Origin of the sequence: Emticicia sp. 21SJ11W-3 (assembly GCF_024138715.1) — a bacterium.
Classification (GTDB): domain Bacteria; phylum Bacteroidota; class Bacteroidia; order Cytophagales; family Spirosomataceae; genus Emticicia; species Emticicia fluvialis.
Map to the genome: position 1 here is coordinate 371727 of NZ_CP092074.1, position 20025 is coordinate 391751.

The following is a 20025-nucleotide window of genomic DNA, read 5'->3' on the forward strand; positions in this document are numbered from 1 at the left end:
CCCGTGTACCAATAAAATATCAATGCGAGTATTGTGAATTAAGGCTGCCCCTAATTGGCAGTTTGCGAACTGATAACAAATTACGTTCATTAATAGTCGGTATTTCAAATACATTTTCAGTGTTAAAGGAGTATCAATAAAAGCATGCCGATTTAAGTTCTTTTAATTTGAGTCTCAATTAAAGTTATCTTTTCAGGACTCACCCCATATTTTTTAGCTAATTGCCTCCATTGCCCTAAAGCGTATTTGGTTTGATCTATGATACCGTCAATCAATTGTTTTGAAAGTTTAGCTTCCAATCCTAATTTTATTAAGTGCTGCTCTTTTGGATTTTTCCCTTCTCCCATGACCATAGTGCTTTGCTCTCCCCTGGGTCCACTGGAAAAGGTAAGGTCATAAGCAGGAGATAATTGCCATTGTCCGGTTTTATCCATCAGAAAACTGAAATTTTTGGCATGATCATCCCGGTTATGAGATAACACATTGAAAACAGCCAAGCGATACATCTTTTCTACTTCACGCATATCTTTGGTAAGTGCTCCTGTGAGAGTCAGTAAATCTTCGTAATCTAATGAGGGCATTCGGTAATCACTATGCAGCAATCCTGCTGCTGTATGCATGTGATACCGCTTTGAGCCATCCCGGTCGAAACGCTTGACGGCAAAATAACCAGCTCCCTTTTGTGAGGGGAACAAATGTACCTCCGGTATATTCACGCCTGCTGCCTTCGCCATGATGGCGTAAACATACTCAATGGCACCAGCATCCTTACCATCCAACGTATTGGGAAATTTAACAAGCCAGGGTTCAAACCCTTCTGCAAGATGTTTTGCTCCATGCGATATATTTTGGCGATTCTTATCTAGTCCGATAAGGGCTTTAGGTCTGGCTCCGGCAGATGAGCCATTTAAGCTCAAGAGTTCTTTTATAACGTCACCAGAACTTCCGGTAAGGACTTCTTCAGCTTTTTCGGCGAAATAATCCAGTTGAATTAAACCATTTATATCAGGCTGACTGAAGTCCGGTTCATAGACCAAGGCTCCCATACCTTTTAATCCCACATAGGCCAAACGTTCAAGAGGTGTTATCTCTGATGACAGCACTCCCTGTGACTGCATATAGCGGTCAAATAGTAAACGTCCCCAACCATCAGGCAAGCTGTCACTGAATACCCCAGCCAGGCCTTCAAAAGGTCGTGGTGCAAATGAAGAAACTCCCGGTTTTAGTGGCAAACGTAGTGGTGAAATTTCAAGGTTCGATTGAAGAAAAGCATTGTGATACTCAAAATAGATAACTCCATCATGAGCAGCTAAACGCCCGACAGGCCAGATATCTCCACCGAAGTCCAACCCTACTTTAATATCTGCTAATGTTTTTTTCATTTCCGATGCCCTCTTTTACGTGTTAAACCTCTTTCCACTTTCAGCACATCATCAATCGAATTGAATAACGGTTTATTGGGTTTTGTAGCGTCAATGATTTCTTCAAGTCCACCAACCACTAAAAGAAGTTTGAGAAAAGATTCCAGAGAAATAAACCCCTTCTGCTCAAATTTCCTCAAGGTCGGCAGCGGAACGCCTGAGCGTTCCGCTAATTCTTCCTGAGTCATCGCCATAAGCAAACGTCTGCTACGGATATTATCAGTCAGTTTTCTTTGGGCTTTAGAAGGGGTTAAAAGTGATATCATGATATTAGTTATGCAAGCAAAAATCTATTTTTTGATACTATTGTATTACAAATGTACTTAAATTCAACTAGAAAGTCTATCTCTTTTTTATAATAAATTAGGGGATGGTATATGTATGCGCGTAGCTACAGATGGCAATAATAAACGCTCCGGAGCGACTGGTTTCGTGTATTAGCGATTCTATAACAGTCCTGTTGGGGCTAGGCAATTCAACAAAAACTGGTAGCACGGGCAGTCTCGAACCAAGCCACACATCAAGAAGTTACGGGAGCTAATCGTTTTAAATCTTCAATAAAGTGGTTCGAAAAGCATACAGTTTGGCACACTGATTCAAAATTATTTGGCGATTGACAAATCTACGCTATCGATAATTCGGGTGCCGTTAAATAAGTTTATTTTTTTTCTGTTTTATAAGTTTCTAATTTACTCCTATTATATACATATTGTAATGTAAAATTATGATTTGCAACTTCGCTGATATCATTTTTTATGAAAAGCATTTATAAAAGCGCAGTTAGGTAAATGCTTAAACAATAATGTTATAATGTTATAGTATTTCTTATATTATTCATTTTTAAATCTCCCACTCTATGAATAAGCAGCTTATGCTTAGTAGTATTAGCTTTATCTTTCTATGTTCTTCTTGTGAAAGTTATGAATTCTCGAATCTGCAATTAATTCGTCAAGGTTGGGATACATTACAGATTGAAACGGGATTTACAAAAAAGGCACTATTCGAAAAAAAAGTAGCTTTACCTACGAATGAGCAGATTACTCTTTCTACTCCTAGTAAAGGCATTTTTTACCGGGGTTCTTCACATTCTATAACCTTACCTGATCGTGATCTACCTTCTGAGGCTGAAATTACGGTACAGGTTGAAGTCGAGTTTGAAAATGGGGAAATTTTAAAAGAGCAAAGGACTATAAAGGCATCGCCCAAAAGATATTCTATGACAAATAAGATAGAATTTCCACTAGGTGATGCAACAGATAAACTTGGTTATCAGATCTTAATTGACAAAAAAAGGCCATTGCTTGAAGGTTCTTCTGATTTTGAGACTTTTGAAAGTGGCATGTCTTTTCCCACAACTTTAAAATTATTTTTAGATAATGATCCCACAGTATTAATCACTCTCACTCCGCAAGACGCAGATGGAATATTTGATTTAAATCAATCTTCTCAATTTCGAGCTTTTGAGAGCAATCTGCAAAGAAACATTAGTCAGCAGATGCGTGTGGAACTCCATGTAGAAGCTGTTTCCACCATTGATGGAAGGGAATATACATTTAAGTTAAATGATATAGTTTTTGAGCAAAAAACAAGAGAGCAACAAATTACTTATTGTCGTGAGATTGGGGAGAATATAACTTCATTTCTACAAAAAAAGATTTCACCAAATACTGGGAGAAATACTATTGCTAGTATTAGTGAAGAGTCGTGTACTTATGATCCAATTAGACATAAATATTCTTTTAGTATAATCTGCTCTTGGGAATCAAGAATGTTTAATAATCCGTGGTCTGATTACCGTACATTTAAAACTTGGGGTGCTGTTAGTGCCTACGATAATGGAAAGTGGGAGTTCTTGAAAGAGGGAGTTAATAGTGCTTTAAGAGATTCTGACGACTATGAACAAGTGCTTGGTGGAATAATAGTAGGAGCGGCTGTCGTAAATGCTCTTTCTAACCACAACCAATAAATAATTTAAAATTATTGTGCCATCAATTGACATACCAATAATTCTTAGTTCTATAGAATGAATATCATGCTGGCCTCACAGTATATTTATAATCAAAAAATATAGAGAAATCTCAGGGCGGGGCATCTAGAAAGCTTTGTAACCCAAATACTTATTCTTAATGTGGGTATTTAAAAAAGTCAAGAAGCTGCCCCTTTTTGGACAGCCTCTGTTTTTTTATAAATGATCATTTTTTGTTCTTGTGGAATAACTGTGCAGGGATTCATCGGAGCATTCGAGTTTAATATCCAGTTTCTTAATGTGGTCGTGACAAGACCATCTGGTCTAAAAATATTGGCGTTCAAGAGATGATATGCGGGCTTCCCTTCATTCCCCAGTTTGATGTGATCAGAAAAGACAATTAACTGACCTCCCTTTGCCAGATACGCGTCTACGGCATCATCCAGCATATCCCGTGAATCCGTGTAAGGCTTGTTCCCTAATGCCGCGCATTGTCTAACCCCGTTAAAAGAAGCATACTCTTCGTTATAAGTTCCAAAAATCATCAGTCGTGAGAAGTCTGTTGAGGCGATGCTACAAATCGAATTAGGGTCATTAAACAAAGGCACCAACGCACTTGGAGAAACGCGAAGAATGGCATTGCCGGTCGGCAACGGTGTCTCAACATAAGGAAAATAGGAATTGACAAGTTGGTCAAACCGGCCCCCTTCACCAACATAAAGAAAAGGCTCATTCGGATCCTGTCTGCATACCCCTTCTCCACACATTGACTGATTTGGCCCGAGGATGGGATTGCATCTTTCATAGGGAGATACTGAACACGTCAGGTTCACCATATTAAACGCACCTCCTGAATAAGGCCACAGCCGGTCGCTTTCCACCCATACTTCAATACCTGTCTGCGGGGTGGGAATTCCACATGGGTTTCCATTATTATTGCATGACACAATCGGTGCCTCTATCGACGATGGGTCGGCCTGGCGCATGGCATCGACCAGTTTTTCGGACCAGACCCGTGAATCTGATATCGAATCCAATTCCGCCCGTGTTGTTGCGGGTATCACGGCGGGCGGCTTGTTCGGCGCACTCATGGCGGCTGTTTCCCTGACCTCTGTACGGCTATCGGTTGTCGCAATCCGCGTTGTATCCCATGATCCAGGGCCTGGCTTATTTTCACTCCAATCCAGAGCCACAGGTTTGAGCATTCTGGCATGCCGGACAACCCACAAGCGTTTATTCGGGTCTGACCCCGGCACAAGCGATGGGTCAGGACAGGCCACCGTTGTTTCAATATCGCGCTCACATTGTGCCTGGGCATAGCCAATTCGATAAATAGTCTGTGGCGTGGAAATAATTGTGGTAGAATTGTACCCATCATTTCTTTTTAGTGTGCAGCGACGAGCAAGGTAACGTGCAGTTAATCTTCCTCGCCATCCACGCCCACATTCCCGAATTTCTTGTTCATTGCCTATTAAATCCCCGTTCTCATTCATTTGAAGCGGTTCAACGGGATTGATTACAAATCGAGGGGGATTGGGTTCCACTCTGCCACAATCCAGAAAAGTTCGTGGTTCAGGCGAATAAGGCTTGGCCTCACAAGCATTAGAACCGTCCTTATTCGGACGGCAAAAGAAGGTGTAATATCCCGGACCGTTGTTCTCAAGTGCTTCTTTCAGGTTGACCACCTGCATGACCACCGCATTATCGGGAATTTTGGTGATATCGTTCGCCGGATCGCGGCAATAAACCGCGATTTCCTCCGTTGTGGGCGGTGTTTGCGGTTGGGATAAATCAGGGGTGCATTCCCAATTTTTAGTCAGTCTCTGTCTTTCATTGGGCGCATCGTTGATAATGATGAAACCATCTTCCTTCACAGTTTCATCATCCTTTGATTTCAGCCGACATGTCTGGTCGCGTTTGATGACACCGTTTGTCCCGGCAGGACAAGGCATCGTGATAACCCGGTCAAAAACAGGTTCTGTCGTTTTCGACGGATCAGGCAAGCCGTTCATTCCATCCGTTAAAGCAAAACCAGCCACAAATATCGGCGAGCCATCCAGAATATCATTGCCCACCGTACAACCCAACTCAACGGCTTTCTTCGGTAGTTGAATCCAATATCCACTTTTCATGCCGACAGAATCATGACCGAATGTCGGAATCAATGAAGCCGCCATGGCATTGCCATGCATCAAAAGGCTTCCTATGCCTGACGGTAGCGCATGATAATAGGCAATCGCACCGTAATCGCCACAAGGGCTTGCGGTAATGGCCGATGGCGCTACCGGTACCTGAAGATTTGTCACCGTGAAATCATTGGCATCATCCGAAACAACTTGCCCGTCAGAGTCTAGTAATGCCCGTCGTTTCATTTTTGTGGCAGACAGATAGGAAGATAAATTCATGGCAGAGGTTGCCAGGTCCCGGGCGGTGTTTTCAATGACTGCGCGCTGGTTAATCCGTCTGATTCGCTCACTATCGTCTGGCAGGCAACCTGAAATCAGAACGACAATCAGCAGAATGACGATTTTACGCATGGTATCACCGCGGAAGTGTTTTCTTGTACATGCGTATAGTTTATGACCAAAGTATTAATATTTGTTAATATGGGCTTGATCTTGGAAGTTAAACCTGTATAATTATCTGGAAGCCTTTGCAGGCTTTAGGGCTTGGAATCCCTGATTTCATAGCGGTATGTGACCGAAATATCACTCCTCGATTTGTCGGGGAGGCCTGAATGTATGTTCAGCCCGAAAGGGTAAAGATTCAGGCGGCCTTTTCTACGAAATGGGCTTTCCAACTCCCTGACACCAATCGAGGGGGGAGTGTATGACTGAACAGAGAATAATTTATAATCCAGACACATACATTGAAGATTTAAAAAAGAGGATTGGACGTGCAAATTATGACGCACTTTATGAAGGACAATTATTAATACAAGTTCGATGTTTAAAAAGAGGGCTTCATACCTACAAAGAAATTGCAGAGATATTGAATAAATCTAAAGTTCCAGGTTCCTATCAAAATAAAAATAAAAGATGGACAGATAAAAAAGTTGGAACTGTATTGCGCAGGTATATGAAACTAATGAACTTGGAGGAAGACGATATTAGAGAAAGTTTTCCAGATATTGATAGGCTTTATAAAGATTTTATCGTCAGGCATTTTAGCTTTGAATGAACATTATCTGTGTCACAAATATTGCCAAAATTTGTGACAGAAAATAATTAGTATGTTCAGAAATTGCAGTTTAATAGTCCACTTATATTAGACAATTCCAAAGCCTTTAAAAAACTAATTTGATGTTCGCGATATCATGGGATTTTTGAACCATGATTTAATCTTCCTTTTCCTAGTAAGCTGGAGATTTGATGTTCATCCTTGTAAATTTAATATTCAATATTAAATTTACAAGGATGATATGGAAATTTGTACCGGTTGAATGAATCAAAAAATCATTCTAGATTTTTAAATAAAATTCAAAAGACGAATCCGTGTGCAAATTGTGTGCAAATAAAAAAAGCACTTACAAGATTTCCTCGTAAGTGCTTGATTATCAGTGTGGGAGTTACAGGATTCGAACCTGTGACCCTCTGCTTGTATGCCGGTTAATGAGAAGTTTTTTGAAGTTCAGATAAGTTCACTTCACCTTCAGACTGATATAATTTACCCATACAAGCTCACGGTCGGTGTTTGTTTTAAAGTTCTTAACCATAAAGGCCTTGTTGTAGGGAATTTTTTTGTCGAAAACCACTTTGTTATTTAAAACCACCTTAATGTTTTCGTCGATATTGACCATCGCCGGACTAATGAAAATATCAAATTCATTTACTCTTGATGTTTCCACATAAAAAGTGTTGCCCTTCAGTTCGGCCTTAATCATGCTGCTTTCTTCATTGTTGTAATAAGGTAGGGTGTCCCACTTTTTGCTTTTTTTGTTATAACTCTGCATGGCTATGGGCTTATGAAATGAAGCTCTGGGTTTTTTAGTATCAAACTTCCTGATAGCTATCCAGTCGCAGGTAGTGTTCATGTAATTGCCTGTTTCCCAGTTGATTGTTTTCTTAAAGGTATTTCTTGTGGTATTATTCAGGAAATTGATGCTATTCGGTATGTCTTTATCCAGATGTTTATCGTAGTGCTGATAACCCAGATACTCTTTATAGGTTACCGGGCTGCCTGATTCGGTAAGTTTTTTACGGATTACCCTTATCTGCTCAATGGGTCTCAGGTCGTCGCGGTCTGAATGCACAAGAAATAATGGGCGGTTTACCGCATTGCTTAAATAGGCATTGTTGGCAAATATATTGGTGAGCATAGAGTTATAGCATACAAAGCCTGCAAATGGGGTAGGGTAACCGAGTTGCAATAGAAAAGTGCCATCGGCGCCGTCTGAATGCCCGTATGAGAAAACCTTCTGGTCGTTTACATTCAGAAAAGACTTACAATAATTGACAATCTCAACCAGTGTTCGGTAGGTTTCATTGTTTTTTGATGTACTTACCGATTCACCAAAATCTTCAAAGCGATTAATCGCCCAGTCAAACTTTTTAGAGGGGTCGGCAAAAGGCCTGATTATGATATAGTTTTGTTTGGCCAGGGCATCAAAAAAAATATCATGAATCTTCGTTCGGGTATCGTAAGCACGTTGAAAATTGCTTTCGCCAACGGCGCCATGCAGCAAAAGCGCCATAGGGTTTTTTACTGCCGGATTATACCCTTTGGGTATAAACAGCCTGAAAGGTACCTTGCCAAATACCTTGTCTTCAATGGTAAGGATGTATTCTTTGCCGGTTTCGTTTATTTTTTCGTATTTATTGAATTGATGAATCTGATTGAGGGCCATTTGAGCAGTTATTTTGCCATCAGTCTCCAGCTGCCTGATAAATTCGGCGCGTGGTTTATTCAATAGTATTTCTTTATTGATACTTTGTGCTACAGAAACCTGGTTTATCATAACGATTGCTGAAATTAAAGTAAGTTTTTTCATGTTAACAGATTTTTTAAACTTAAAAAGCAAATGATTTATGCTGGTTTTATACATACAATCAATTTTTGCGGCATTCTGGCTCAGGTTTTGGGTTTAACATTTGCCCGGTTTTGAGAACTACCACTAATATTGATTGCGTAGGAAGGTGTAGTCTTCAAAACGGTTGGTAACGGAAGACATATCTGCTCTCTGGAAAGCTAATTTAGGCTTACTTACAAAGGAAAGCCCACGAGGGAAAAGTACATTTGCGTAAACCACATCGGCCGGGCCTCTTAGCTTGCTTAATTCATCTATTAATAACTGATACACCGAGCGATGAACCGCGTGGCAATGCAGGGCAAAACCATAGTTTATTTTTTCCCAGTATCCATTAAATTTCTCCTGCTCCATGGTATTTAAGCCAAAGAATAATGACTCCCACCGTGCGGGTATGTTATGCAGCAAAGCTGGTAGAAGCTCGTTTAATTCAGGCAAAAACTCTATGTCATCTTCTATAATCAGGACATTCTCCCAGTTTTCTTTCAAGGCCAGTCTGAAAATTTCCAGAAGCGAGAGGCATACGCCTAAGGCGCCCCTGTTCCAATGTGCCGGAAGCTCATGTATCTCTGCTGCTGTAACCATTTGTATATCTGGTCTTTCATGCCCATTAATGGCTGCAAACCTTTCAAATTCCAATTGATTTTCTCTTAGAATTTTCTCGGATTTTTCCAGGCGGTCTTTTCTGGTATCCAGATTAAGAAGAAGTACTTTCCTGAAATGCTTGTTTAGTAAATTCATGATTTTGTTTTGGTCACAGGTAAATGAGTAATTAATGAGAAAACTTTCATATAAAAATGCGAAGATCAAATCAGCGCTAAGTCTGAATCTTTTCAGTGAACTCAAATCGTGCTATTTTTTCCTGATAAGGAATCTGAAATGCCGGACTAAAAATATACTTTATTTTAGCGGTTATACTTGCTGAAGTTTCCCTTATATTGCCTTTAAGGCCTAAAGCATTAAAATGTACACGAGCCGCATTTCCACATAAATCAGAGGTTTTATTAAAGGGGTAAATAATCATGGGGACCTTGCAATAAATACTCTCACGAATGCTGTTTAAGCCCCCATGGGTTATATACAGGTCGCACGATTTCAGGATTTTTAATTGAGGAAGCCTTTTATCAATATACAACCTGTTGTGTTGTGTGTACGAAATTTTAAAATCAATGTCTCCGGTTGCCAAAATCAAATAATAATCGGGATGCTCATTTATCAGTGTTGTCAACCTGGTAAAAAAAGGAATAATTTTTTGGCTGTACTCAGCACTTAATGTACCGAGCGAGCAATATATAAGGCGGGTATCTGAATTAATTGATTTCCTGATTATAATATTTTCTAAAAATGTCTCCAGAATTTTATTTTCCTTATTTATAAACCGGTAAGGTGCCATGTTAATAAAATTCTCATTTTTTTGGGGTAAATACCAAGGATATTCTAATGCACGAGGTGCCAGAATAATTGTTTCAGTATTTAAATGCGCAGGGTTTAACTCCAGATAAAATGAGGTTTTATACCTACTTAGGAAAATACTATCAAAATCAATATTCCTTTTTTTTGATAGATGCTTTAAAAGGGAATCATCATCCCGGCCATTATATAAGAAATAGCTTATAATTTTTTTAAAATATATCTTTATAGCATGTATAGACCACGCTAATGGCGTATAAATGGCCTTCTTGTTGATGAGCTGATGGCCAAGATATAACGGCGGGATATGTGGTTTTCTGGAGGTTGCGAGTTTTGTGTTGATTATCACTATCCTTTGCCAAGGTTTGATTATCTTTAAAATAAATAAGTAATAATAAGATAAATGCGGGTCAATATAAATCACATCGGGTTCGAGATCAGTGATTAATTTTATTGCAGACATTTCAGCATTTAATAAGTTTCTTAGCCTATTTATATTGAATTTTTTCGAAAACCGGCTTGCTATAAACAAGGATATGAAAACTTTCCAGCTGGTTACAAAGTAATGGTTGAAATAAATTATAGGCACTGGCATAAAACCTGCCTTCTTCATGTAATCGTAGTAGGAAGCAGGTGATGCCATAAAAATATTACTCCCTTCTTTTTTTAGTGCTTCAGCATAAGCAAAAACACTATTAAAATGACTTGTAACCGGAAGAATTATGAACAGGCATTTTTTTTCATTCATACTATAAGTTATCTTGATTTTTAGTCGGTTTAAGCAAAAGCCATCAATTGCAGCATTTATTGCGTGATAATGAATCAGATTGTTAAACCAGCAAAATTTTTAGTCGCTACCATCAGTATTCTGCAATCATCATCCATGTTATTTATGCGGCCATGCATCTATCTTTAGTGAATTATATAAAACCCGCAGCATTGACTGCTTCCTGACCTTAAAATACAATTCGGTTCCAGAGATTTTTAATCTGGCAGTTGTTGCGAAACGAATTTGGATACTATCATTCCCTACTTCTTTAATTTCAACTATCCTTAAAGAAGTTATTCCAGATAGATGTTTGTCTTTTGCGCCTGAAACCTGAACAGGGTCTCCGTTTTTTAGGTAAATAACTTTAGAAGCATCTGTATAAGTAGTAATAGTGCTATCTCTTTCTATAGCTGTATTGCTATAAAAGCTGCCATCAGGCATGGTTACTGTTGATAAAATGACTAACAACACACATGGCACTAGCAGAAATAACCAGAGACCATGTTTTTCTGTAAAACTTGAAATGGAGTCAATACTTTCATAATCTTTGCTCATATCATTAGTCGCCCAACTCCAGTTGGTTTTTAATTAGTTGGTAATATGTGCCCTTTTGTTTAATCAGTTCTTCGTGGGTGCCCTGTTCAATAATTTTACCTGTTTCAAGCACTACTATGTTATGTGCGTTTTTTACTGTACTAAGCCTGTGGGCCACCACCACCACTGTTTTATTTGTAAAAAATGAGTTCAGATTTTCTATGATTACTTTTTCGTTTTTGGCATCAAGAGAGCTTGTAGCTTCATCAAGAAAAAGTATCTCGGGGTCTTTGTACAAAGCTCTGGCTATTAAAACTCTTTGTTTTTGACCGGTGCTTATTCCGATCCCGTTACCGCCTATTTTGGTTTTGAAACCCATAGGCAACGATTCCACAAAATCTGTAATATTGGTTAAATCTGTAGTGTATCTTATTTTAGCAAGCTGGTCTGAATTATATACATCAGCATTTCGCATGGTGATATTATTAGCTACTGTTTCAGAGAATAGATATCCCTCCTGAAGTACCACACCACATTTGCTTCTCCAATAATCTGAATCAATATTACTAAGGGGCAAACCACCAATGAGAATTTCACCTTCCAGCGGCTGGTAAAATTTCATCAATAACTTTAATAAGGTAGTCTTGCCGCTTCCACTGGTTCCGACAATAGCAGTTGTTTGGCCTTTTGGTATTGACAGATTCAGGTTGTCAAATATTAAATCGTCATAGGACTCTGTGTAACTAAACTTTAGATTTTTAATGACTATATCGGCCGGTGCTACTTCTTTTCTGAGTAATTCTATATTTGCATCTTCGTCTTCACGTTTATGAATCTCCCCCAAACGCTTAAAACTGATCTTTGAATCCTGATAAAACTGGAAAAAGCTCACAATTTGGTTAAATGGCCCATTCAATTGCCCTAGAATAACAGATACACCCAGCATTACACCAAGAGTCATGGTGCCTTCAACCACATAATTGGCAATCAAAAAAGTAACCAGTACATTTTTTATTTGTACAATCACATTATTGCCGATATTCTGATACTGCTGTACGGATAATATTCTGATATTTATATCGAACATTCTGATTTGGATTTTTTCCCATGATTTTTTTTTTTCATTTTGGGCATTATTAAGCTTTATCTCTGGCATTGAAACAATGGTTTCAATTAGGTTGTCGGTGCCTTCACTTGCAATATCAAATCGCCGGTAGTCTAGTAATTCTCTTTTCCTCATAAAAATGGCAATCCAGCATACAGACAATACAGTGCCTAACAGATACACGTAGAAAACCTTCAGGTCGTAAAAAATCAGTATGCCCATCAGCACTAAAAGATTGATGGATGATATAATAAATTCTAACAAATATGTTTTAATAAATAATTCTATTCTGTTGTTATCACTTATTCTTTGCATTAAATCTCCTGCCAATTTTGAATCGAAATAAAACATGGGCAGTTTCATTATTTTGGATAAAAACCTGGAGGTTAAGTTTATCTCGATTTTTGTGCCAATAAATAAGAGTATCCACGATTTAATGGAGTCAATTATTGATGCTCCGATGAAAATAAAAAGTTGGGTTAGCAATATAAGCTCTATATATGTCGGGCTTTTGTAGTGTATGCCTACATCAATCAGTTTTTGTGTAAGCAATGGGAAAGTTAAAATTAGCGCTCCGCTCAGAATCATACCGATAAACACTTTTAATAAGCCGAATTTGTATTGGCTTACTAATTCCCATACTTTATTAGTGTAACTCTGTGGATTTTTTGCAGGTATTTCCGGCTCTAGATAATCTGCAAAGTTTTCGTTCGGTTCAAAAAACAGGGCTATCCCATTGCCATTTGCTTCTTTACACCAATTATTGGTAAAATCGGACAACCCTAATTTAATAATACCAAAAGAAGGGTCGGCAATGATAAACATCTCTTCACTAGTAAATAGCTTAAAGAAAAATGATCGTTTTGGTATGATGCCCTTAAGAATTACAAAATGTGATTTTCTCCAGAAAAGTATGCATGGGTATGATGCCAATTTCATGAGGTCAGGCAATGATAATTCAAGTGACATTGAATCAAGATTTATCATTTTAGCCCCTTCGCTCAATCCTTTCAGTGATGTTCCCAGCTTTGCTGTCTTACAAATACTTCTAAGGTAATCAAGGCTTATGTCACGTCCATAGTATCCTCCTATCATTTTAAGGCAAGCGGGTCCGCAATCCATGCTTTCTAGTTGTCTCGTAAACCTTAATTTGTTTTTGGAAGCGAATTTCAGATAATTCAGAATTTTTCGCATAGGTTGTTAAAGTCTGCTTTTGAAATGTCGTTGTACTTATACAAATCTGATGCACCTTTTACCGCCTTAAGCTGGTTCGGAATGTAGAGGGCATATCTGAATTCTGAATCTCTGAGCGACTCAATTTTATCCGGCTTAATCAGCCATAATCTTTTAAAATTATCTTTGTCTATTACTTTAGAAAGTGATTCGCGATTTACATTCCCAAAAGACTTTTTAAGGGATAAACAATTCTTGATATTGCCACCAATGTCTATACAAACCTTAGCATTATAATAAGGATTGTAAAAATGGCTCTCCATGAAATAATCGATATTGATGACCACCTTTGGCGACGTGTAGTAAGTAGTTGTTACTTTATCAATTGTTTTTTCTGTAAATATAATTTTACAGCTGTCAGCAAACATAATTTCCGTTTCGTGATAGCCGGCAATTACTATGAAGCCAATTTTTTTATTTTTATCGAGCAGTTCATGAATGGATTCTTTTGTCAGACCTTCATACGTACTAAAAATCAGTTCAATGCACCTGATGGTTGAATTGGCAAAATAATCTAACACTTCTTGTAACTCTTTAATATTGGCAAGAGGAGATAGATATCTCAACTCTACCATTTTGCAGTTTAGCGAATCCAACTCCATTACAAGTTTTTCAATGGAAAAACCTTTAGTGTATTCTATTACCGCCGAGGCAACATTGCTGAAGCTTTTATAGACAATTTCTGTCTTTGGAAAAAATCGGGGCGTATTTGTAAAAAATACCAAATCATGCGTGGTCAGGTAATTCATGTATTCATTAAGTGTGTTTTCCTGCCCTTTGTATAGCTTATAAACTTTTTTTACAGAATAAGTATTAAGTAGGTGAACAACTTTAGATAAGCTTTTAGGGATTCTTAAAACAACACCTTTATGAAAGTCATAAATTGCACTGTTTTCAGACCCGTCCACTACAAAGCAATGAGAAAAAAGTCTGATGTATTTCTTTTTCATCTGAATCGGATTAGGAATGAGTTTTCTCAGTTTTATTAAATACCGGATACTTTGATATTAGACTTTCAGAGGTCAAAAAGATTCAGCTCAGAAACCGGTTTGTGTCCGCTATAATTGAGGTAATTCTTACTAAAGTGCCTTTTACTGGTGCCGAATCTTGCCGTAACCTTCAGTTCACCTACTTCCTCGGTTTTATAAACGGTCATACACCTATAGAAAACAGGTATTTTTAGGAGTGTTTTTTTATTGAACGGAGGTTCTTTTGTCTGCTGCATTTTTAATATCATGTTTAATTAGCCAATCTGCAATTTTTTCTTCCAGGTAAAAGTTTCCACTTGCCGACGGATGACCATATTGCCCTACAGGGTTTACTTCTATAAAATTATAATTTCCATCTTTATCAAGAATGATATCCATAGAGCCGGTATTTAGGCTGACCAGTTTCATGAATTTTGTTATCTTTTCTTTTACAATGTCAGGCAAAGAAAAAACGGTCCAGTGCTGAGTATCGGTGTTAAATCCTCTCTTGATATCCACTTCAGGGGTTTCATTACTATTTATCATTGCCATAGAATAAAAGTCACCATCCAGGTAGAACACGCGTATCTCAATGTCTCGTAGTATTTTCTCCTGAAATAATGAAGGGAAGAAAAAATCAGGCAAAGCCTCAATATCTTCGACTGAAATATCTTTTACATGGACAAAGTAGGTTTTTTCGTAATTTATAAAATAACTTGATTTATTTATTGGTTTAGTTATTACGCCATGCTTTGTAAGACTAAAGAAATGTTTTAAGTCTCTTTTATTATTAATAATGCTACTCTTTGGAACTTTAAGACCTGCGTTTTGGGCTTTGTCGGTAATGATGAGCTTGTTCACATTGGCCACGTTAGAAGCCGGAAGCCAGACTCTGTCTTTTAGTAAATAAAAAAGGTAGTAGATAAGATTAATTGCTTCATCTGTTACCTCATTTTTGATTTGCGCACTGAATGGTTCTTCATCTGAAAGTTCAAAGTAATTAAATATCCTTCGATAAAAAATCACCCTTATTTCTGATGTAATATCCTTGCCATTGTGAAAAATTTTCCTTGTGGCTATATTTACATGAAATCTTTGTTGATTATCAACCGAGTATAAGTCTTCTATTGTCACTTTAATAAAGTTTGCCTTTTTGTGCAGCAACCAGTCTATTACTTTTTCAGTGCCTTGCTCATAAGAAGAATAGGATAAAACCAATATCATATAAAATTTAGTCAGAGGTGCTTTTAAAATGTTTCAATTGGTCCGCAAAATTGATTAATGTAAACAACCAGATAAGAAAATAAAGCTATACTAAACTAGTATTTTTGTGTTCACAAAGAATAGCTAGATGGAGTATATTAACAATTTAGAGTTGGGTGCATGGTATATACTCAAATGTTGCCGGAAACTTTAATAGCCTCAGTTTCCTAAACAAAATGGCCAAACGAAACAACTTAAAATGAGGGGAGGAGTTCTCCCTCCCTTCATTCAAGCCTCAATCGTTATTATTTGACTTATCATTACTAGTTGATGAGTCATTATTATTTGACGTGTCATTTGAAACGGAAGTATCATGCGATACTGAGTATCCACCAAATACCCCTCTCGCCTTGTTAAGGTCAACTAATTGATAATTGTCAACTGAAGTCAATTTCTCCAATAATTTTTTCATTGTTATAAATGTTGAATATTGTGCCTACTCTATAAACGGTTTTCAGCATACCCGTAAACTCTATATGTGCACCTAATAAAGAATCATAATTAAATAGCCATTAAGACTGTTCGATTCATCAGCTTGAACAAGGCTATTCTGACAGAATTGTTATTTGGAGGTCCGATATGTTTCTTGACTGTTGCTTTTCGGAGCGCGTCTTTTGTTATAATCCATACCTCTGCTTATTGAATGAACTAATGTCAATGTTACTTTCCGGGAGTTCCAGCGGTTCATGCTAAATGTTTCCTGCTCGTCGGTATTTATTCTGACCCGCTCCCAATTAAAGTAAAAAGGGTCTTCAAAGGACAGTTTGACGTAGGTTCGCTCTTTAAATGTTTTACTAATGCCCAATGATAAATCGTTGCGCCTCAAAATCATTGTTTGGCCTGTTGTGTTGGGGCTTATGTACATGCCGTTAAACTCCAGATTATAGCCTTTAGGCAAAGATAGGGCGCCTGAAATATTAATAAGTATCGAGAACGCTGACTGCCGTAAAAGCATCCCATTTCCTATTGGCCCTTTAAATTGATTATAGCTTAAACCAGCGTAAGTATTTATTGATAAAATCTTATAATTGACAGGAATACTGAGGGTCAATTCAAGATTTGAACGTTGCGACAGGTTTTCGGTAGTAGAAACAAATGACGAGTTGTCCGGATTCTGATAGGCTATTGATGTGAAAACATTGTTGTATTTTTCGTAAGCCAGTGTCAGCGAGTAATTGTTTTTATAGATATACTTGCTTTCTACTCTGTTTACAAATTCAGGCTTCAAAAACGGATTGCCTACCGAATATGCATAAGCATTGAGATAGTTTGGAACGGGACTTAACTGATGATATTTAGGCCTGGATATTCGTCTTGAATACGAAAAATTCAGGACATTGTTTTCCGCAGAATCTAAAGCATATTTAACAAATAAGCTTGGAAAAAAACTGTTGTACTTCAAGACGTACGATGTTTTATAGAAGGCATTTGACCTGCTGCTTTCAAACCTTAGCCCTCCCATCAGTTCCCATCTTTTGTATTTGGGCAAGTGTTTGTTAAAATAGGCAGCATACACTTCTTCCTGGTAGTCAAACTTTCCTCCAAAAATATTATCTCCCAGATTACTTACTAATTTCTGATAATTTAAATCATAAATAGTATTTACATTGCTGAATTTTCCACCGTACTCAAGGTAACTGCCGTTGCTTTTGTTTTTAAGAATGTCCATCTGCAATGTAAATATCTTTGAATTATTACTGGTTTTATAGATAAGATTATCCAGGGTATCCTTAGTGGATTTTGTTACCGAATAGTTATCAAAATTTCCTTTATCTGCTGAAAACCAGTAGTTGGCCTTTACATCTACATTGCTACCCAGGCTGTCGAGCCTTTTCAGATAAAAAGCGCCCAGATTATCTTCATTAGTATGGATACTCTTTTTGTTTTTTCCGAATGAGTCTCCACCTGCAGTGCTGATTAATGTATTGTTTATGTCTGTATTACTTTTATTAAAATTTTTGAAACCAGACCACACAGCCCCTATTTCCTGATTGTTACGAAGGGTATTGAAATAATCCAACTGATATGATACCAGCCTGTCAGTTCTTAGCTCTTCTGTATTCTGAAATATCCGGTTATTATTCGATTTGAATTTTCTTTCTATTTCATACACATCTAATTTGGGGTCATTTATCAGGGTAATATTGGCTTCTATTATGGTGTTCTTTCTCTTATGAGAAATTTGAGGACTATACACACCTGTATGCACACCTGAATAACCATAAGAAGCAAAATTGGTAATTTTGGTGCCCTGCTGATTATTTCTTTTAGGTACTATACGAATGATGGCCGCGGTACCTTCAGCGTCATATTTTGCTGATGGGTTTGTCATAATCTCCAGTGATGATATATTTTCTGATAAATGTGTTTTCAAAAAGGCATTAAGTGCTTCGCCACTTAATTTCATGGTTCTGCCATTAATCAGGAATGTAATATTAGCGTTCCCGTTGATACTCACAGTCCCTTTAGAGTCTATCACAACGCCTGGTGCAAGTTTTAAAATGTTGTCCAGGCTTTTACCTTTAGCCAGATAATTACCTTCTACGTTGATAATTACTTTGTCCAGTTCATGTTGAATCAATGGTTTTTTGGCTTTTATCGAAATTTCGCCTAGCATTGTTGCGGTTTCTGAAATAATGAAATCCTTGATTTCATGGCTACTTTTCGTTTCTGATAGTGCTATTAACCCTGTAAAAGTTTGGTTTGTATCGCTAAACTGTCTGAATCCCAATATGTAATCGCCGTATTCAGATAAATAAATGTTGAATTTACCAGTAGAATCTGTGTATTGTCCTCGTAATACTGATACGGTGTCAGGCATTTTATAAACAAAAATTTCAATGCTTGAGAGACTTTTTCCATGCTCGTTTGTTACATTTCCAGAAATGAAAATCTTCTTTGTTTGAGCAAAGACATCTCCGGAACTCATTAGCAAAGAGATTAGAAAAAGAAAAAATACTTTCAGATGCATCATCGTTAAATTTTATCAATACGGGCCCTTGTAAGCCGCATTTTCATGATTGAATACTCCACTTTAAAATAATCCAAACATTGCTACTGGTCGTTACACTTATGTGTTTGTCTGAAAAATATAATGTAATATTGTAAAAATTATATTTTAGAAAAGACATAGTATTTCCATAACAATGACTTCATTTAAAATTTTGTCATCGCCATTAAATGATTTTTTAATGGAGTTAGGATTAAATCAATAATTCTTCTGCCTATAGCAAAAGAGCAAATTAAATTTTTAATACTGAATGGTTTCCATTCAGGACTTGCGTTTGATTGTTATAGATACAGTTTGCAAATAGATAACATACCATCACGGCATTGGTATGCAGAGGTAAAAAAACACTAGGGAGATTTTAGTACCAGCATTTAATTAGTAAATGAATCAGACCCTTCTGGCTATTAAAGAGATTATGAATTATTTACTTGTGCTAATGTATAAATTAAATATTACACTACAAGAACTTTGTCTTATTTTTCGGTGTAAAGTTATTTAACGGTACCTGTCTTGAATTGAGTTTAATCGAGTAGCAGGGATTGTCCTCTGATAACTGAAATAAAGAGTTCGTCAACAAATAGAGGTGCCCAAAAAAGTTATTTATTAGAGAAGTTTATAGAAGTTGATTTCTAACCAATTGTCCTATGTGTCATACGCAGAATTATTTTCATGCAAATTATGTGATGTAAGAATAAATTTTGCTTATATGGCTTACTTGGAAAAAAAGCAGTATTAAGAATGGACGTATCAAATATCGTCGCCGGAAAACAGCAAAAATATATGATATAAATATAACTCCTTCGCTGGAAAAAATACTAACAAACTATATTGAACAAAATGCTGATTCAAAATTTGTATTTCCAATTTTAAAGAGAGAGGAAGCTGCTTTTCGAGACAAGGAAATTCAATGGTCAAGGAGAAGGTACAACAAAAAACTAAAGACACTTGCAACTTTGTGTGGGATTGATTCAAATCTAACAAGCTATGTTAGCCGTCACTCATTTGCCACACAAGTAATGCTTCTTGATATTCCTTTAACAGCTATCAGCTCAATGCTTGGGCATTCAAGCATAAAAACCACCGAGATATATTTGAAAGGATTACCAGTAAATATATTGGATGATTATAATGATAGGCTTTTAGGGTAAAAGCAATATTTATTTTTGCTAGTAGATGGATAGGAGTGTACAGAGTAAACCTGATTATTGGGTTATTCAGAAGAGTGCTTTTCCAATTTTCTTTATATTTTTTACTGTTCTTAATTCAGATGATTCTTTTTATTTATATTTGCCAATGTCCCGTAGAAAAAATTGAAGAAAG

Annotated in this window: 15 protein-coding genes; 3 read left to right on the forward strand and 12 right to left on the reverse strand. The window is 37.2% G+C overall.

All coding sequences use genetic code 11. The features are described from left to right. Positions 1–152: 152 nt before the first annotated feature. Complete coding sequence (locus tag MB380_RS01475) at positions 153–1382, reverse strand: type II toxin-antitoxin system HipA family toxin (RefSeq protein WP_253532462.1); 1230 nt, start codon at positions 1380–1382, stop codon at positions 153–155. Continuing rightward, complete coding sequence (locus MB380_RS01480) at positions 1379–1687, reverse strand: helix-turn-helix domain-containing protein (RefSeq protein WP_253532464.1); 309 nt, start codon at positions 1685–1687, stop codon at positions 1379–1381. Before MB380_RS01480 ends, MB380_RS01475 begins: the two co-directional genes overlap by 4 nt. 590 nt (positions 1688–2277) lie before the next feature. Between MB380_RS01480 and MB380_RS01485 the strand changes: the two genes are divergently transcribed. Further along, a complete protein-coding gene (locus MB380_RS01485; RefSeq protein WP_253532466.1) occupies positions 2278–3387 on the forward strand; it encodes a hypothetical protein in 1110 nt (369 codons plus the stop codon). Positions 3388–3566: 179 nt separating this feature from the next. Here MB380_RS01485 and MB380_RS01490 read toward each other — a convergent pair whose 3' ends face one another. Beyond that, positions 3567–5924, reverse strand: a complete 2358-nt coding sequence (locus MB380_RS01490; RefSeq protein WP_253532467.1) for a hypothetical protein — start codon at positions 5922–5924, stop codon at positions 3567–3569. A 292-nt stretch (positions 5925–6216) separates the two neighbouring features. On the opposite strand from MB380_RS01490, the gene MB380_RS01495 reads away from it, so the two are divergent. After that, positions 6217–6567, forward strand: coding sequence for a hypothetical protein (locus tag MB380_RS01495; RefSeq protein ID WP_253532469.1), 351 nt, complete (start codon positions 6217–6219; stop codon positions 6565–6567). Between the two features lie 460 nt (positions 6568–7027). Here the strand turns inward: MB380_RS01495 and MB380_RS01500 are convergent, their stop codons facing one another. The 9 genes from MB380_RS01500 to MB380_RS01540 all read right to left on the reverse strand — a co-directional run bounded on the left by MB380_RS01500 (position 7028) and on the right by MB380_RS01540 (position 18624). Continuing rightward, positions 7028–8377 (reverse strand): lipase family protein, encoded by a 1350-nt coding sequence (locus MB380_RS01500; RefSeq protein ID WP_253532471.1) that lies wholly within the window; start codon positions 8375–8377, stop codon positions 7028–7030. 123 nt (positions 8378–8500) lie between these two features. Beyond that, positions 8501–9154, reverse strand: coding sequence for a glycosyltransferase family 25 protein (locus MB380_RS01505; protein WP_143705987.1), 654 nt, complete (start codon positions 9152–9154; stop codon positions 8501–8503). 76 nt (positions 9155–9230) lie between these two features. Further along, positions 9231–10571, reverse strand: coding sequence for a glycosyltransferase (locus tag MB380_RS01510; protein ID WP_253532473.1), 1341 nt, complete (start codon positions 10569–10571; stop codon positions 9231–9233). A gap of 138 nt (positions 10572–10709) precedes the next feature. Further along, the gene (locus MB380_RS01515; RefSeq protein ID WP_253532474.1) at positions 10710–11147 is read right to left on the reverse strand and encodes a hypothetical protein; all 438 of its coding nucleotides are present in this window, start codon (positions 11145–11147) and stop codon (positions 10710–10712) included. Positions 11148–11151: 4 nt separating this feature from the next. Beyond that, the gene (locus MB380_RS01520) at positions 11152–13425 is read right to left on the reverse strand and encodes a peptidase domain-containing ABC transporter (protein ID WP_253532476.1); all 2274 of its coding nucleotides are present in this window, start codon (positions 13423–13425) and stop codon (positions 11152–11154) included. Then, positions 13410–14414 (reverse strand): hypothetical protein, encoded by a 1005-nt coding sequence (locus MB380_RS01525; RefSeq protein WP_253532477.1) that lies wholly within the window; start codon positions 14412–14414, stop codon positions 13410–13412. The genes MB380_RS01520 and MB380_RS01525 overlap by 16 nt, the downstream gene beginning before the upstream one ends. Before the next feature lie 65 nt (positions 14415–14479). Beyond that, a complete protein-coding gene (locus tag MB380_RS01530; RefSeq protein ID WP_253532479.1) occupies positions 14480–14689 on the reverse strand; it encodes a hypothetical protein in 210 nt (69 codons plus the stop codon). After that, on the reverse strand, positions 14658–15656 hold the full coding sequence (locus MB380_RS01535; RefSeq protein ID WP_253532485.1) for a hypothetical protein: 999 nt from the start codon (positions 15654–15656) through the stop codon (positions 14658–14660). The genes MB380_RS01530 and MB380_RS01535 overlap by 32 nt, the downstream gene beginning before the upstream one ends. Positions 15657–16257: 601 nt before the next feature. Next, the gene (locus MB380_RS01540) at positions 16258–18624 is read right to left on the reverse strand and encodes an outer membrane beta-barrel family protein (protein WP_253532487.1); all 2367 of its coding nucleotides are present in this window, start codon (positions 18622–18624) and stop codon (positions 16258–16260) included. A gap of 779 nt (positions 18625–19403) precedes the next feature. Here MB380_RS01540 and MB380_RS01545 point away from each other — a divergent pair. After that, the gene (locus MB380_RS01545) at positions 19404–19853 is read left to right on the forward strand and encodes a site-specific integrase (RefSeq protein WP_253532489.1); all 450 of its coding nucleotides are present in this window, start codon (positions 19404–19406) and stop codon (positions 19851–19853) included. Positions 19854–20025: the final 172 nt, after the last annotated feature.

What these genes read in the sequence shown, in the direction of transcription:
- MB380_RS01475 (WP_253532462.1), bottom strand. Translation starts at nt 1,382, where the DNA reads ATGAAAAAAACATTAGCAGATATTAAAGTAGGGTTGGACTTCGGTGGA.
- MB380_RS01480 (WP_253532464.1), bottom strand. Translation starts at nt 1,687, where the DNA reads ATGATATCACTTTTAACCCCTTCTAAAGCCCAAAGAAAACTGACTGAT.
- MB380_RS01485 (WP_253532466.1), top strand. Translation starts at nt 2,278, where the DNA reads ATGAATAAGCAGCTTATGCTTAGTAGTATTAGCTTTATCTTTCTATGT.
- MB380_RS01490 (WP_253532467.1), bottom strand. Translation starts at nt 5,924, where the DNA reads ATGCGTAAAATCGTCATTCTGCTGATTGTCGTTCTGATTTCAGGTTGC.
- MB380_RS01495 (WP_253532469.1), top strand. Translation starts at nt 6,217, where the DNA reads ATGACTGAACAGAGAATAATTTATAATCCAGACACATACATTGAAGAT.
- MB380_RS01500 (WP_253532471.1), bottom strand. Translation starts at nt 8,377, where the DNA reads ATGAAAAAACTTACTTTAATTTCAGCAATCGTTATGATAAACCAGGTT.
- MB380_RS01505 (WP_143705987.1), bottom strand. Translation starts at nt 9,154, where the DNA reads ATGAATTTACTAAACAAGCATTTCAGGAAAGTACTTCTTCTTAATCTG.
- MB380_RS01510 (WP_253532473.1), bottom strand. Translation starts at nt 10,571, where the DNA reads ATGAATGAAAAAAAATGCCTGTTCATAATTCTTCCGGTTACAAGTCAT.
- MB380_RS01515 (WP_253532474.1), bottom strand. Translation starts at nt 11,147, where the DNA reads ATGAGCAAAGATTATGAAAGTATTGACTCCATTTCAAGTTTTACAGAA.
- MB380_RS01520 (WP_253532476.1), bottom strand. Translation starts at nt 13,425, where the DNA reads ATGCGAAAAATTCTGAATTATCTGAAATTCGCTTCCAAAAACAAATTA.
- MB380_RS01525 (WP_253532477.1), bottom strand. Translation starts at nt 14,414, where the DNA reads ATGAAAAAGAAATACATCAGACTTTTTTCTCATTGCTTTGTAGTGGAC.
- MB380_RS01530 (WP_253532479.1), bottom strand. Translation starts at nt 14,689, where the DNA reads ATGCAGCAGACAAAAGAACCTCCGTTCAATAAAAAAACACTCCTAAAA.
- MB380_RS01535 (WP_253532485.1), bottom strand. Translation starts at nt 15,656, where the DNA reads ATGATATTGGTTTTATCCTATTCTTCTTATGAGCAAGGCACTGAAAAA.
- MB380_RS01540 (WP_253532487.1), bottom strand. Translation starts at nt 18,624, where the DNA reads ATGAGTTCCGGAGATGTCTTTGCTCAAACAAAGAAGATTTTCATTTCT.